The organism is Pseudomonas sp. R3-52-08, from assembly GCF_003851745.1.
Taxonomy (GTDB): Bacteria; Pseudomonadota; Gammaproteobacteria; order Pseudomonadales; family Pseudomonadaceae; genus Aquipseudomonas.
Genome location: NZ_CP027730.1, coordinates 5,465,926 through 5,481,970, shown reverse-complemented (window position 1 = coordinate 5,481,970; position 16,045 = coordinate 5,465,926). Strand labels below are relative to the sequence as shown.

Genomic DNA, 16,045 nt, shown 5'->3' with positions numbered 1-16,045 from the left:
ACTAAAGTACGCTGTTGCAGGGCCTTGACACCTGTGACCGACCAGTCTTGTAGGGGCTTTACGACACGCGTATCCTCGGCGGTCCGTCGACCAACAGTAAAAGCGGAATGCCGATATGTCTGATTTGAAAACTGCCGCTCTCGAATATCATGCCAATCCTCGTCCAGGAAAGCTGAGTGTAGAGCTCACCAAAGCCACTGCCACCGCCCGCGACCTGTCGCTGGCCTACAGCCCTGGCGTTGCCGAGCCCGTACGTGAAATCGCCCGCGACCCCGAGCTGGCGTACAAGTACACCGGCAAGGGCAACCTGGTTGCAGTGATTTCTGATGGCACCGCGATCCTGGGTCTGGGTAACCTCGGCCCACTGGCTTCCAAGCCGGTCATGGAAGGTAAGGGCGTGCTGTTCAAGCGCTTTGCCGGCATCGACGTTTTCGACATCGAGGTCGACTCCGAAAGCCCGCAGGCCTTCATCGACACCGTCAAGCGCATCTCCATCACCTTCGGTGGCATCAACCTGGAAGACATCAAGGCACCTGAGTGCTTCGAGATCGAAAAGGCCCTGATCGAACAGTGCGACATCCCGGTATTCCACGATGACCAGCACGGCACCGCGATCGTTACTGCGGCCGGCATGATCAACGCCCTGGAAATCGCCGGCAAAACCCTGAGCGAGGCGAAAATCGTCTGCCTGGGCGCCGGTGCTGCGGCCATTTCCTGCATGAAGCTGATCATCAGCATGGGCGCCAAGCTGGAAAACATCTACATGGTCGACAGCAAGGGCGTGATCCAGTCCGAGCGTACCGACCTGAACCAGTACAAGGCAATGTTCGCCCACCCGTCCTCCAAGCGCACCCTGGCGGATGCCCTCGACGGTGCCGACGTGTTCGTCGGCCTGTCCGGCCCGAACCTGCTGAGCGCCGAAGGCCTGAAGTCGATGGCGCCGAACCCGATCGTGTTCGCCTGCTCCAACCCAGACCCGGAAATCTCCCCGGAACTGGCGCACGCCACCCGCAGCGACGTGATCATGGCCACCGGCCGTTCGGACTACCCGAACCAGGTCAATAACGTGTTGGGCTTCCCGTTCATCTTCCGTGGTGCCCTGGACGTTCGCGCCAAGCGCATCAACGAAGAGATGAAAGTAGCGGCCGCCAACGCCCTGCGTGAACTGGCCAAACTGCCGGTGCCGCAGGATGTATGCGACGCCTACGGTGGCGCCAAGCTGGAATTCGGGCGTGAGTACATCATTCCCAAACCAATGGATAAGCGCCTGATCACCCTGATCTCCGATGCCGTGGCCAAGGCTGCAATCGAGACCGGTGTGGCAACCCTGCCGTATCCGAAGAACTACCCGCTCAAAAGCGTGGATGATGTGTTCAACGGCTAAGCCGTTGTAGCGCACCCACAAAAAAGCCCCGGCTCTCGCGAGTCGGGGCTTTTTTGTGGCTGAGCGTTCCCACGCTCCGCGTGGGAATGCACCCCGTGACGCTCCGCGTCACATGTGCTTGACCACAAAGCCGTGCGCGCACCCTGGACGCAGAGCGTCCAAAGCGGCGTTCCCACGCGGAGCGTGGGAACGAGCGTCATCAGAACAGATCGATCGGCGCACCTTCATCTGCTGGCAGCGGGCTGCCCGGTGCAACCCCGTTGCCCAGTTCGTTGACCGACGGCGGTGTGTCTTCGCTCTTGAACAGTTCGAAGTAGGCGTTCGGCGTGCTCGGCGAGGCTGCGCGGCCGCTTACCGGGTCGATGCGCAGGCTGAGGATGCCTTCCGGTTCCGGCTGGGTGTGCAGTGGCTTGTCTTTCAGCGCCGCGCCCATGTAACTCATCCAGATCGGCAGCGCGACGGTGCCCCCGAATTCGCGACGGCCCAGGCTTTCCGGCTGGTCGTAACCGGTCCACACGGTGGTCACATAGTCGCCGTTGTAGCCGGAGAACCAGGCATCCTTGGATTCATTGGTGGTACCGGTCTTGCCAGCGATGTCCGCGCGGCCGAGGGCCAATGCGCGCCGGCCGGTACCCTTCTTGATCACGTCTTGCAGGATGCTGTTGAGGATATAGGTGGTGCGGCCATCCACGATGCGCTCGGCCACTGCCGGCGCCTGCGGCTCGGCCGGCGCGGGGGTATTTGCGGCAGGCGTCGTGCCTGGGGTCGGCTCGATGGTGATGCCGCCGTTGCTGGGTGCGGCGAGACCATCGGTCGCCGCCACGCCATTGACCACATCGCCGGGCACCCGTGGCGGGTTGGCGGTGAACAGGGTGTCGCCATTGCGGCTTTCGATCTTGTCGATCAGGTATGGCGAGATTTTGTAACCACCGTTGGCAAAGGTGCTCCAGCCGGTGGCGATTTCCATCGGCGTGAGAGTGGCGGTACCCAGGGCCAGGGACAGGTTCGGCGGCAGGTCAGACTTGGCGAAGCCAAAGCGAGTCATGTAGTCGATGGTCTTGCCCACGCCCATTGCCTGCAGCAGGCGGATCGACACCAGGTTGCGCGACTTGTACAACGCTTCGCGAATGCGGATCGGGCCGAGGAAGGTGTTGGTGTCGTTTTTCGGGCGCCAGACTTTGTCCAGGTACTCATCGACAAACACGATCGGTGCATCGTTGACCAGGCTGGCGGCGGTATAGCCGTTATCCAGCGCGGCACTGTAGACGAATGGCTTGAAGCTCGAGCCCGGCTGGCGCTTGGCCTGGGTGGCGCGGTTGTAGTTGCTCTGCTCGAAGGCGAAGCCGCCGACCAGGGAGCGGATCGCACCGTTCTGCGGGTCGAGGGACACCAGGGCGCCTTGGGCGACCGGGACCTGGCTGAATTTCAGGCTGTCATCCGCCTGGCGCTGCACGCGGATCAAATCACCCACCTGCGCCACGTCGGACGGCTGCTTGGGCATCGGGCCCATGCTGTTGGTATTCAGGAACGGGCGCGCCCATTTCATGCTGTCCCACGCCACATGCGCTTCGCCGGTGCGGGTCAGCACTTGCACGCCGTCTTTCTTCACCTGGGTGACGATGGCTGGCTCCAGGCCACTGATGGAGCGCTGTTTGCCCAGCTCGGTGGTCCAGGCGCTCAGGGTCTTGCCCGGCAGGCGCGATTCAGGGCCGCGATAGCCATGGCGCTGGTCATAGGTGATCAGGCCTTCGTGCAGCGAATGGTTGGCAATTTCCTGCAAGTTGCTTGGAACGGTGGTAGTAACACGGAAACCTTCGGTGTAGGCCTCGCTGCCATACCGGCCGACCATCTCGGCACGCGCCATTTCGGCGATATACGGCGCATTCACTTCCGGCGTCGGCACGTGATAGCTGGCGTTCAACGGTTCGGCCACCGCGCTTTCGTAGGCGGCTTGGTCGATCTTGCCGAGTTTGTACATGCGCCCCAGGATCCAGTCGCGACGCTCCTTGCTGCGCGCCGGGTTGGCCAAGGGGTTGAAGCGCGACGGCGCCTTGGGCAGGCCGGCAATCATCGCCATCTGCGCCAGGCTGGCATCACGAATCGACTTGCCGTAGTACACCTGGGAAGCCGCCTCGATGCCGTAGGCGCGGTTGCCCAGGTAAATCTTGTTGACGTACAGCTCGAGAATTTCATCCTTGGTCAGCTGACGTTCAATCTGCAGCGCCAGCAGGATCTCGGTGGCCTTGCGCGAAAAACTGCGCTCGCTGGTGAGGAAGAAGTTCTTCGCCACCTGCATGGTGATGGTGCTGCCGCCCGATTGAATGTGTCCGCTTTTTACCAACTGCGTGGCTGCGCGTACCAGGCTACTGGGGTCGACGCCGTAGTGGTTGGCGAAATTATCGTCTTCAGCCGACAGCAACGCGCTGATGAAATTGGGTGGAATGTCGGCGAAACGGATCGGGGTGCGGCGCATTTCGCCGAACTCCGCGATCAGTTTTTCATCGCTGCTGTAGACCCGCAAAGGAATCTGCAACTGGATACTTCTGAGAGCCTCTACGGACGGCAAACCCGGACTAAGGTAGAGGTAGGCCCCGCTGAGTACGAGCAGCAGCCCGCAGACGATCGCGACAATGGAGTACCCGAAAAACTTCAGCAGACGAATCAAGGCTTTTGGATTTCCAGAGAAATGAAAGAGTTATGCGTCGGGGCATGCATGGCAAACGATGGATCGACCCGGGCAGCAGATAAAAAGCGGGAAAAAACGCTGGGCATTAAAGCATTTTCGCCTTCGGGCGTCATTCGCGCGGCTCAAACAAGTCGACCGAATGCACGCTGCCCGGCGGCAATCAGGCGGTAAGACAGGCAAAGCTTTAGGGAGTTTTATGGGAAAGGGATTTTTCAGGCGAAAACTCGACGTCGTCCTCGGCGTTGACATCAATGACCAGGGTATCAAGCTGGTCGAGCTGGGCCGTTCGGCGCAAGGTTTCAGCATTCAGCGGTATGTCACGCAGGTATTGCCGGCACATGCGGTGGTCGATGGCACATTGCTTGACCTCGACGGCGTAGGGCGGGCGCTGCACCAGGCATTATCCCGCTTGCACAGTGGCACCAGGCACGCGGCCGTCGCGGTGGCGGGCCCTTCGGTCATTACGCGGGTGATCGAAATGGACACGGACCTGGGCGACGAAGAGATGGCCTGGCAGATACAGATGGAGGCCGACCAGTACATTCCTTATCCTCTGGACGAGGTCGCCATCGATTTTCAGGTGCGCGGGCCATCGCCCCAGGAAGCGGGGCGGGTCGAGGTGTTGCTGGTGGCGTGCCTGCGTGAGCAGGTCGAGGCCCGCGAGGCGGCGCTGGCCCTGGCCGGGCTGGTGACGCAGGTAGTGGATGTCGAAGCGTTTGCATTGGAGCGCGCTTGCCGTCAGGATTTTGCCAGCTTCATGCCGGGTCATCGAGTCGATGGCGCACAATGGGCCGTCGATGCCCAGGGGATGGGAGTGGCTTGCGGGTTAGCCCTGAGGAGTTTCGCTGGATGACACGAATCAATCTTTTGCCCTGGCGCCGAGTGCTGGCGGAGCGGCGCCGCAAATATTTCCTGGCACTGTTGCTGGTATTTGCCTGCCTGGCGCTCGCGGCGGTGTGGCTGGCTGACCAGGTGATCGACCAGGCGATCGACCGGCAGGTTACCCGCAATGTGCGCCTGAACGGGGATGTCGCCGTGCAGGACTCACGCATCAAGACCATCGACGACCTGCAGGAGCGAAGCCAGCAATTGGCACAGCGCATGAAGGTCGTGCAGGACCTGCACGATGCGCGATCTTCCGGTGCTCGGCTGTTCGATCAGTTGGCTCGTGCAATGCCCGATGGCGTTCATCTGCATGAAGTGGTCGCGAGTGGCGATACGATCAGCATCCGTGGCAGTGCCGACAGCAATCAGGATATCGCCCAGTTGATGCGTCGGTTGGAGGCGTCACAGGGTGGCCACTCCGCGCGGCTCGAGCGGGTGCGCGCAGAGGGCGAGCGCGGCGATCACGAGTTTCAGTTGATGGTGCGTCAGGGGGAAACCATCGAGGCGCAACCATGAGCCTGCCCAGGCTCGATTTTTCCACACTCTCCTACAACGCTGCAAAATGGCCCTGGCCTGGAAAGGCCCTGCTTGGCTGTGCGCTGGCCGGCCTGGTGCTGTTGCTTGGAGAGGGGGTTTACCTGGGGGCTTCGCGGGAGCGACTGCACGGCCTAGAGGCTCGGGAGCAGGCGCTGCAAGCGCAGCTCGAAGAAAAAACCGGCTTGGCCGCCGAGCTTGAGGCGTACACCGAACAAGTCAGGGGGATGGAAGAGACTGTCGCGGGCCTTCAAGGGCAGTTGTCCGGTGAGTCCTCCGTGCCGGGCTTGCTGGAGGACATCGCCCGGCTGGCGGTTGCCAAAGGCGTCTGGATCGAAGGCGTCGCGGTGCTGGATGAGGCGTCGCTGCCGTTCCATGTCGAGCAGCCCTTGAAGATTGCCGCTACGGGGGCCTATCACGACTTGGCGGCGTTCGTCAGCGCCCTGGGCGGGTTGCAGCGCATCGTCACGGTGCATGACGTGGCGGTGCGGCCTGAAGGGGCATTGTTACGTCTTGACCTGCTGGCCAAGGCCTATCGAAGTGCGTCGCCAGGCGGCAGCGCGTCCCAGGCGGTCGTCCCGGCTCCGCGCTTTGTTTATGACTCATCATCCCTGCGCGACCCGTTTCAACGCCCCGCCTTGCAGGCGGAGCACACGCCTGGGCGAGCGGCCCTTGCTCCGGATCTCACTCGGCCTCGCGGGCTGCTGGAGGGCATCGCAATCGAGCAGTTCGCCATGGTCGGTACGCTGTCGGGCGGTGGACAGACCTTCGCGCTATTGCGTGCCGGACCGACAGTGCATCGGCTGGCGGTCGGTGACTACCTCGGGCCCGATCATGGCCAGGTCATGTCCATCCAGGACAGTCATGTCGAGCTGATCGAGCGCTTTCCCGATGAACAGGGCCTCTGGCTGGAGCGCCCGCGAACCCTGGTAATGAACGTCAACTCATAACGGAATCAAACCATGAAAAGGATTTTCTCGTGCTTCGGTGTGGCGCTATGGATAGCGTTCACGGCGCCGACGGCTGCTGCTGTAGCCAATCGCCTCGACCTGATCCAATTGCCGCCGCCCGAAAGCACATCTTCGGTCGGCTACACGGGCGACAAGCTGAATCTCAATTTCCAGAACATCGATTTGCGCGCAGCGCTGCAGCAAATCGCCGATGTCGCAGGCCTCAACCTGGTGGCCGGTGACGAGGTGCAAGGTTCGATCACTCTGCGGCTCAAGGAGGTGCCTTGGGACCAGGCGCTGGACCTGGTGCTGCAAGCCAAGGGGTTGGACAAACGGGTGAAGGCCGGCGTATTGCTGGTGGCGCCGGCTGACGAATTGGCCGCTCGCGAACTGCTGACGCTGGAGGCGCGCAAGCAGATGGCTGAGCTGGCACCGTTACGCCGGGAGTTGCTGCAGGTCAATTATGCCAAGGCAGCGGACCTGGCCAAGCTGTTCCAGTCGGTGACCGGCTTTGAAGGCGCGACCGACGAGCGCGGCTCGGTGGCGGTCGACGACCGCACCAACAATATCATCGCCTACCAGACTGGAGAGCGGCTGGAAGAACTGCGGCGGATCGTGGCGCAGTTGGATGTGCCGGTGCGCCAGGTGATGATCGAGGCGCGCATCGTCGAGGCCAATGTCGATTACGACAAAGGCCTGGGCGCACGCTGGGGTGGGCGGCTCAATCGCGGCAATTGGAGCGCCGGCGGTATCCCCAAGCCCCAGGCGGACGGCGCGCAGCCACCAGAGAACCCGCCCAGCTCACCCTTCGTCGACCTGGGTTCGCTGACCGCCACCTCGGGCTTGGGACTGGCCTTTATCACCGACAACCTGCTGCTGGACCTTGAGCTGACCGCCATGGAAAAGTCCGGCAACGGCGAAATCGTCTCACAGCCCAAGGTGGTCACCTCGGACAAGGAAACCGCGCGCATCCTCAAGGGCACCGAGATCCCCTACCAGGAATCCACGTCCCAGGGCGCAACCTCGGTGTCGTTCAAGGAAGCCTCGCTGTCATTGGAGGTCACGCCGCAAATCACCCCCGACGATCATGTGATCATGGTGGTCAAAGTCACCAAGGACGAGCCCGACTATCTGAACAAACTCAACGACGTTCCACCGATCAAGAAAAACGAGGTCAATGCCAAGGTCCTGGTCAAGGATGGCGAGACCATTGTCATCGGCGGGGTTTTCTCCAATACCCAAAGCAAAGTGGTAGATAAAGTGCCATTTTTAGGCGATGTGCCGTATCTTGGCCGCCTTTTCCGGCGCGATGTGCGGGCGGAGAAAAAATCCGAGCTGCTGGTATTCCTGACTCCGCGTATCATGAATAACCAGGCGATTGCTGTGAGTCGTTGATTCTGTGCGAAATTTGATTCTTGTAGGGCCGATGGGGGCTGGAAAAAGCACCATCGGCCGTTTGCTGGCCAAAGAGCTGCGCCTGCCATTCAAAGATTCCGATAAGGAAATTGAATTGCGCACGGGTGCCAATATCCCATGGATCTTCGATAAGGAAGGCGAGCTGGGCTTTCGCGACCGCGAACAGGCAATGATTGCCGAACTGTGCGGCTGCGATGGCGTGGTATTGGCCACCGGCGGTGGCGCGGTGATGCGCGATGAAAATCGCCGCGCCCTGCACGCCGGGGGGCGAGTGGTGTACCTGCATGCCTCGGTGGAGCAGCAGGTGGGCCGCACCGCCCGTGATCGCAATCGCCCGTTGCTGCGCACGGCCAACCCGGAAAAAACCCTGCGAGACCTGCTGGCGCTACGCGATCCGCTGTATCGGGAAATCGCCGATCTGGTGGTGGAAACCGATGAACGGCCGCCGCGAATGGTGGTACTCGACATTCTTGAGCGCCTGCAACGGCTACCACCCCGTTAAAGCCTGGCCGCAAATGCGCTATTCTCGGCGGCGCGCCATGACCTCGCGGGGTGTGGCGTAGAGCCATCAGGCAGCGTCTGATCCAGGCGTTACCGGTCGTCAAAATATCTTCAACGCGGGGACACATGCAGACACTTAAGGTCGATCTAGGCGAGCGCAGCTACCCGATCCATATTGGCGAAGGTCTGCTGGACCAGCCCGAGCTGCTCGCACCGCATATTGCCGGTCGGCAAGTGGCGATCATCTCCAACGAAACGGTGGCGCCGCTGTATCTTGAGCGTCTGAGCCGCAGCCTGGCGGCGTACTCGGTGATCTCGGTGATCCTGCCCGACGGCGAAGCCCACAAGAACTGGGAAACCCTGCAACTGATTTTCGATGGCCTGCTGAGCGCACGGCACGACCGCCGTACCACCGTGGTCGCCCTGGGCGGCGGTGTGATCGGTGACATGGCCGGCTTCGCGGCCGCCTGCTACCAGCGTGGCGTGGACTTTATCCAGGTGCCGACCACGCTGCTGTCCCAGGTCGATTCGTCGGTGGGCGGCAAGACCGGTATCAACCACCCGCTGGGCAAGAACATGGTCGGCGCGTTCTATCAGCCGCAGGCCGTGCTGATTGACACCGCAACCCTCAACACCCTGCCCCCCCGCGAGCTGTCGGCGGGCTTGGCGGAAGTCATCAAGTACGGGCTGATCTGCGACGAGCCCTTCCTGACCTGGCTGGAAGAACACATGGACGCCTTGCGCGCCCTCGACCAGGTGGCACTCACCGAAGCGATTTCCCGCTCCTGTGCGGCCAAGGCGTTGGTGGTGAATGCCGACGAACGGGAGTCCGGTGTGCGGGCTACCCTGAACCTGGGCCACACCTTCGGCCATGCGATCGAAACCCACATGGGCTATGGTGTGTGGCTGCATGGGGAAGCCGTAGCGGCTGGCACCGTGATGGCATTGGAAATGTCGCAGCGCCTGGGCTGGATCAGCGTCCAGGAGCGTGATCGCGGTATCTGTCTGTTCCAGCGCGCCGGTTTGCCGGTGATTCCGCCGTCTGAAATGACCGAGGCGGATTTCCTGGAACACATGGCGATAGACAAGAAAGTGATCGACGGTCGACTGCGACTGGTGCTGTTGCGCCACATGGGCGAAGCGGTGGTGACCGACGATTATCCGAAAGAGATTTTACAGGCCACGCTGGGAGCGGATTACCGCGCCCTGGCCCAGCTTAAAGGTTAATAAGATCCCGATGACTAGTTTGCATGCCGACGAGGCGTTCCTCGGCCACTACCACCTGAGCCACGACCCTTTCGCGCCTCGGGTGCCTGGTTTCAAATTCTTCCCTGCCCAGCGCAAGCCGGTACTGGGGCAATTGCACCATCTCGCGCGCTACAGCCAGTTGCTGCTGGTGGTGACGGGGCCGTTGGGTAGCGGCAAGACCTTGCTGCGCCAGGCGCTGGTTGCCAGCACCAACAAGCAATCGGTGCAGAGCGTCGTCGTCTCGGCCCGTGGTGCCGGTGACGCGGCCGGCGTGTTGCGCCAGGTGGCGCAGGCGTTGGACGTGGCCAACCCTGAGCCGAACGCGATTCTCAAACAGGTGGTGCAACTGGGCCTGACCGGCCAGGAAGTCTATCTGTTGGTGGATGACGCCGAGCAGCTCGACGAATCTGCCCTGGAAGCCCTGTTGGCGCTGGCGGCGGGTACCCCGGAAGGGCGTCCCCATGTGTTCTTGTTTGGCGAGTCGTCACTGATCGCCGATCTGGAGCAGATCAGCGGCGAACAAGAGCTGTTCCACGTCATCGAATTGCAGCCGTACGAAGAAGAAGAGACCCGCGAATACCTGGCTCAACGCCTCGAGGGCGCGGGGGCGGGTATCGAACTTTTCTCCGCTGCGCAGATCTCTGATATTCACGAAAGCTCCGATGGCTGGCCTGGCAACATCAATCAGGTTGCCCGCGATGCAATGATCGAAGCCATGATTGCCAGCCGCTCTGCGGTCAAGCGTCCAAAGATGGGGTTCACTATGCCTAAGAAGCACGTATTGGCTATTTCTGCCGTTGTCGTGGTCGCTGTTGCCGCCGCCTGGTTGATCCCAGGGCGCAGCAAGGCACCGGCAACCGCTGGCGCGCCAACCGAACAGGCGCAGTTGCCACTGGGCAAGCCCACGCCGAACGTCGAATTCGCCAATTCCGGCCAACCGACCAACCTGCCGATGGTCGGCCAACCTGTGATGCGCGGCCCGTTGGCCGAAGAAGCCGGGGGCATCTCCGAAGGCGACGACGGCGTGCCGGTGGAAGGCTCCAGCGCGACACCGCCAACCGTGACCACCACCGCGCCACCTGCGGGCGTGCCTGCCGGTACGCCAGCGACTCCCGTTGCACCGGTTGCGCCAGCTGCCAAGCCGACCCCGGCGCCGACGGTTGCCACAGCCAAGCCTGCGCCTGCGCCGGTGACCAAGCCCGCGCCAACGCCTGCTCCAGCGGCCAAGCCGGCGGAAAAACCGGCGGCCACCGTTGCCAAGGCCGGCGCTGCCGGTAGCAGCTGGTACAGCAGCCAGCCCACCGGCAACTTCGTGGTGCAGATACTCGGCACCAGCTCCGAGGCCAACGCGCAGGCGTTCGTCAAAGAGCAGGGCGGCCAGTACCGTTATTTCAAGAAAGTGCTCAACGGCAAGCCGCTGTATGTGATCACCTACGGCAGCTTCCCAAGCCGCGCCGCAGCCGATTCCGCCATCAAGGCCTTGCCAGCGAAGGTTCAGGCTGGTAAACCTTGGCCTCGCACTGTTGCCAGCGTTCAACAAGAACTGGCAACAACTCGCTGAAGATCCGGCGGCCTTACCCAGGCCGCCCTCCCGGCACCTCAAAAAACTACAACAGCGTGCAGCCCTGAAGGCCGCGCGCTTTGTGGTGTCTGCGTCACGGTAGCTTTTGAGTCGTAGCGGTCAGAATTAAAAAAGTTTTGACTAGCACAGCATATCGCTTTAAACCTTTCATAAATGCGACATAGATTTGCGACATTTCGTCGCTAAATTTGTGAGCGTCTGTGGCGGTGTGTACAATGACCTCCCTTTTGCCCCCGCTAAGCCGGCGCACGTTCGGCGTGGAAGGTAACCGGTTGAATTGAAAAGAAATTTGCCTCGATATAAGAGGCAGCCTGGTGAGAAAGTGTCTATGAAAGCAGGTCTGTACCAACCCGATGAATTCAAGGATAACTGCGGTTTCGGCCTGATAGCCCACATGCAGGGCGAGCCCAGTCATACCCTTTTGCAAACGGCCATCGAGGCCCTGACCTGCATGACCCACCGCGGTGGGATCAACGCCGACGGCAAGACCGGTGACGGTTGCGGCTTGCTGATTCAAAAGCCCGACCAGTTCCTGCGCGCGGTCGCCAAAGAGCACTTCGCCGTCGAGCTGCCCAAGCAGTACGCCGTGGGCATGGTGTTTTTCAACCAGGACCCGGTTAAAGCCGAAGCTGCTCGCGAGAACATGAACCGCGAGATCGTTGCTGCCGGCCTGCAGCTAGTCGGCTGGCGCAAAGTGCCGATCGACACCAGCGTACTCGGCCGCCTGGCCCTGGAGCGCCTGCCGCAGATCGAACAAGTGTTCATCGCAGGCGACGGCCTGAGCGACCAGGACATGGCGATCAAACTGTTCACGTCCCGCCGTCGTTCGTCGGTGGCCAACGCCGCCGATACCGACCACTACATCTGCAGCTTTTCCCACAAAACCATCATTTATAAAGGCCTGATGATGCCGGCGGACCTCACCGCCTTTTATCCGGACCTGAGCGATGAGCGCCTGCAAACCGCAATCTGCGTGTTTCACCAGCGCTTCTCCACCAACACCCTGCCGAAATGGCCGCTGGCCCAGCCATTCCGCTTCCTCGCCCACAACGGCGAGATCAATACCATTACCGGCAACCGCAACTGGGCCGTGGCCCGTCGCACCAAGTTCGCCAATGATTTGATGGACCTGGAAGAGCTCGGCCCGCTGGTCAATCGCGTCGGTTCCGACTCCTCCAGCATGGACAACATGCTCGAGCTGATGGTCACCGGCGGCATCGACCTGTTCCGTGGCGTGCGCATGATCATTCCGCCAGCGTGGCAGAACGTCGAGACCATGGACCCCGACCTGCGGGCGTTCTATGAGTACAACTCGATGCACATGGAACCGTGGGACGGCCCGGCCGGCGTGGTCATGACCGATGGTCGCTATGCGGTGTGCCTGCTCGACCGCAACGGCCTGCGCCCGGCGCGTTGGGTCACCACCACCAACGGCTTTATCACCCTGGCGTCGGAAATCGGCGTGTGGGACTACAAGCCTGAAGATGTGATCGCCAAAGGCCGCGTAGGCCCTGGCCAGATCCTCGCCGTGGACACCGAAACCGGGCAGATCCTCGATACCGACGCCATCGACAACCGTTTGAAGTCCCGTCACCCGTACAAGCAATGGCTGCGCAAGAACGCCCTGCGCATCCAGGCGACCATGGAAGACAACGACCACGGTTCGGCTTTCTACGACGTCGACCAGCTCAAGCAATACATGAAGATGTACCAGGTTACGTTCGAAGAGCGCGACCAGGTGCTGCGTCCGCTCGGCGAGCAAGGCTACGAGGCGGTCGGCTCCATGGGCGATGACACGCCGATGGCCGTGCTGTCCCAGCGTGTGCGCACGCCGTACGACTACTTCCGCCAGCAATTCGCCCAGGTGACCAACCCACCGATCGATCCGCTGCGCGAAGCCATCGTGATGTCCCTGGAAGTGTGTCTGGGTGCCGAGCGCAACATTTTCCAGGAGTCGCCGGAGCACGCGTCCCGCGTGATCCTCAGCTCGCCGGTCGTTTCCCCGGCCAAGTGGCGCTCCTTGATGACCCTGGAGCGTCCGGGCTTCGATCGCCAGATCATTGACCTGAACTACGACGAGAGCCTGGGCCTTGAAGCCGCTGTGCGCAACGTCGCCGACCAGGCCGAAGAAGCCGTGCGCGCCGGTCGTACCCAGATCGTGCTGACCGACCGTCATATCGCCCCAGGCAAGCTGCCGATCCATGCCGCCCTGGCGACGGGCGCGGTACATCACCGCCTGACTGAAAAAGGCCTGCGCTGCGACTCCAACATCCTTGTGGAAACCGCCACCGCCCGTGACCCGCATCACTTCGCCGTGTTGATCGGTTTCGGCGCCTCGGCTGTGTATCCGTTCCTTGCGTACGAAGTGCTCGGCGATCTGATTCGTACCGGTGAGGTGCTGGGCGACCTCTACGAAGTGTTCAAGAACTACCGTAAGGGCATCACCAAAGGCCTGCTGAAGATCCTGTCGAAGATGGGCATCTCCACCGTCACCTCCTACCGTGGCGCGCAACTGTTCGAGGCCATCGGCCTGTCCGAAGAAGTCTGCGAGCTGAGCTTCCGTGGTGTGCCGAGCCGCATCAAGGGTGCGCGTTTCGTCGACATCGAAGCCGAGCAAAAAGCCCTGGCGGCCGAAGCCTGGAGCGCGCGCAAGCCAATCCAGCAAGGCGGCCTGCTCAAGTTTGTGCACGGTGGCGAATACCATGCCTACAACCCGGACGTGGTCAGCACCCTGCAAGCCGCCGTGCAGCAGGGCGACTACGCCAAGTTCAAGCTGTACACGAGCCTGGTGGATAACCGCCCGGTGTCGATGATCCGCGACCTGTTCAAGGTCAAGACCTTGGACACGCCGCTGGCCATCAGCGAAATCGAACCGCTGGAATCGATCCTCAAGCGCTTCGACTCCGCCGGTATTTCCCTGGGCGCGTTGTCGCCCGAGGCTCACGAAGCCCTGGCCGAAGCCATGAACCGCCTGGGCGCGCGTTCCAACTCCGGCGAAGGCGGTGAGGACCCGGCGCGTTACGGCACTATCAAGAGCTCGAAAATCAAGCAGGTTGCCACCGGCCGCTTCGGGGTGACCCCGGAATACCTGGTCAACGCCGAAGTGCTGCAGATCAAGGTGGCCCAGGGCGCCAAGCCCGGTGAAGGCGGCCAACTGCCTGGCGGCAAGGTCAACGGCCTGATCGCCAAGTTGCGCTATGCGGTACCCGGCGTGACCCTGATTTCGCCGCCGCCGCATCACGACATCTATTCGATTGAAGATTTGTCGCAGCTGATTTTCGACCTCAAACAAGTCAATCCGCAGGCGCTGGTCTCGGTGAAGCTGGTAGCAGAAGCGGGCGTGGGCACCATCGCCGCTGGCGTGGCCAAGGCCTATGCCGACCTGATCACCATCTCCGGCTACGACGGCGGTACCGGTGCTTCGCCGCTGACCTCAATCAAATACGCCGGTGCGCCGTGGGAACTGGGCCTGGCCGAAACCCACCAGACCCTGCGCGGCAACGACCTGCGCGGCAAAGTCCGGGTACAGACCGACGGTGGCCTGAAAACCGGTCTTGACGTGATCAAGGCCGCAATCCTCGGCGCCGAGAGCTTCGGCTTCGGCACCGCGCCAATGATCGCCCTGGGCTGCAAATACCTGCGCATCTGCCACCTGAACAACTGCGCCACCGGCGTCGCCACTCAGAACGAAAAGCTGCGCAAGGATCACTACATCGGCACCGTCGACATGGTGGTGAACTTCTTCACCTACGTCGCCGAAGAGACCCGTGAGTGGCTGGCCAAGCTGGGCGTGCGCTCGCTGGAAGAGCTGATCGGTCGTACCGATTTGCTGGATATCCTCGAAGGCCAGACCGCCAAGCAACAGCACCTGGACCTGACGCCGCTGCTGGGCAGCGATCACATCCCGGCAGACAAGCCACAATTCTGCCAGGTGGACCGCAACCCACCGTTCGACAAGGGCCTGTTGGCCGAGAAGATGGTCGACCTGGCCGGTTCCTCGATCAACGATGCCAGCGGTGGCGAGTTTGCCCTGGATATCTGCAACTGCGACCGTTCCATCGGCGCTCGTGTTTCCGGCGAAATCGCACGCAAGCACGGCAACCAGGGCATGGCGAAAGCGCCGATCACCTTCCGCTTCAAGGGCACTGCGGGCCAGAGCTTCGGCGTGTGGAACGCCGGTGGCCTGCATATGTACCTGGAAGGCGACGCCAACGACTACGTGGGCAAGGGCATGACCGGCGGCAAGCTGGTGATCGTTCCGCCACTCGGCAGCGTCTACAAGTCGCAGGACAGCGCCATCATCGGCAACACCTGCTTGTACGGCGCCACCGGTGGCAAGCTGTTCGCCGCCGGTACCGCCGGTGAGCGTTTCGCCGTGCGTAACTCCGGTGCCCACACCGTGGTGGAAGGCACCGGCGATCACTGCTGCGAGTACATGACCGGGGGCTTTGTCGCGGTACTGGGCAAGACCGGTTACAACTTTGGTTCGGGCATGACCGGCGGTTTCGCCTACGTGCTCGACCAGGACAACACCTTCGTCGACAAGGTCAACCACGAGTTGGTCGAGATCCAGCGGATCAGCGGCGAAGCCATGGAGTCCTACCGCAACCACTTGCAGCACGTGCTGGACGAGTACGTCGAGGAAACCGGCAGCGAATGGGGGCGTAACCTCGCCGAAAACCTCGATGATTACCTGCGTCGTTTCTGGCTGGTCAAGCCTAAGGCGGCGAGTTTGAAGTCTTTGCTGTCGAGCACACTTGCGAGTCCGCAATGACGACGCAGCGGCAAGTAGCAAGCTTCAAGCCGCAAGCTAAGGGCAGTGCGCGGTGTACCGGTTTATTTGATTTCTTGCAGCTTGA

9 protein-coding genes and 1 pseudogene are annotated in these 16,045 nt (G+C 61.8%); 9 read left to right on the top strand and 1 reads right to left on the bottom strand.

The features are described from left to right. Positions 1-115: 115 nt before the first annotated feature. Positions 116-1,384, top strand: a complete 1,269-nt coding sequence (locus C4J91_RS25320) for a malic enzyme-like NAD(P)-binding protein (RefSeq protein ID WP_124364741.1) — start codon at positions 116-118, stop codon at positions 1,382-1,384. Between the two features lie 199 nt (positions 1,385-1,583). Here the strand turns inward: C4J91_RS25320 and C4J91_RS25310 are convergent, their stop codons facing one another. Further along, positions 1,584-4,046: a penicillin-binding protein 1A gene (locus C4J91_RS25310; RefSeq protein WP_372237511.1), complete on the bottom strand. Its 2,463-nt coding sequence runs from the start codon at positions 4,044-4,046 to the stop codon at positions 1,584-1,586. A gap of 220 nt (positions 4,047-4,266) precedes the next feature. Between C4J91_RS25310 and pilM the strand changes: the two genes are divergently transcribed. The 8 genes and pseudogenes from pilM (at position 4,267) to gltB (ending at position 15,960) form a co-directional block, all read left to right on the top strand. Next, positions 4,267-4,923 (top strand): type IV pilus assembly protein PilM, encoded by a 657-nt coding sequence (gene pilM, locus C4J91_RS25305; protein ID WP_256658892.1) that lies wholly within the window; start codon positions 4,267-4,269, stop codon positions 4,921-4,923. Next, complete coding sequence (locus C4J91_RS25300; protein ID WP_124364737.1) at positions 4,920-5,471, top strand: PilN domain-containing protein; 552 nt, start codon at positions 4,920-4,922, stop codon at positions 5,469-5,471. The genes pilM and C4J91_RS25300 overlap by 4 nt, the downstream gene beginning before the upstream one ends. Beyond that, positions 5,468-6,439 (top strand): pilus assembly protein PilP, encoded by a 972-nt coding sequence (locus C4J91_RS25295; protein WP_124364736.1) that lies wholly within the window; start codon positions 5,468-5,470, stop codon positions 6,437-6,439. The genes C4J91_RS25300 and C4J91_RS25295 overlap by 4 nt, the downstream gene beginning before the upstream one ends. Positions 6,440-6,580: 141 nt before the next feature. Next, positions 6,581-7,834 (top strand): annotated as a pseudogene (locus C4J91_RS25290) (type IV pilus secretin PilQ); the annotation flags it as partial. Between the two features lie 4 nt (positions 7,835-7,838). Next, positions 7,839-8,357 (top strand): shikimate kinase AroK, encoded by a 519-nt coding sequence (gene aroK / locus C4J91_RS25285; RefSeq protein ID WP_003171222.1) that lies wholly within the window; start codon positions 7,839-7,841, stop codon positions 8,355-8,357. Between the two features lie 125 nt (positions 8,358-8,482). Then, positions 8,483-9,583 carry a 3-dehydroquinate synthase gene (aroB, locus tag C4J91_RS25280; RefSeq protein WP_124364734.1) on the top strand — a complete coding sequence of 367 codons (1,101 nt, stop codon included), beginning with the start codon at positions 8,483-8,485 and terminating at the stop codon, positions 9,581-9,583. A 10-nt stretch (positions 9,584-9,593) separates the two neighbouring features. After that, a complete protein-coding gene (locus C4J91_RS25275; protein WP_124364733.1) occupies positions 9,594-11,165 on the top strand; it encodes an SPOR domain-containing protein in 1,572 nt (523 codons plus the stop codon). 349 nt (positions 11,166-11,514) lie between these two features. Beyond that, positions 11,515-15,960 (top strand): glutamate synthase large subunit, encoded by a 4,446-nt coding sequence (gene gltB / locus C4J91_RS25265; protein WP_124364731.1) that lies wholly within the window; start codon positions 11,515-11,517, stop codon positions 15,958-15,960. Positions 15,961-16,045: the final 85 nt, after the last annotated feature.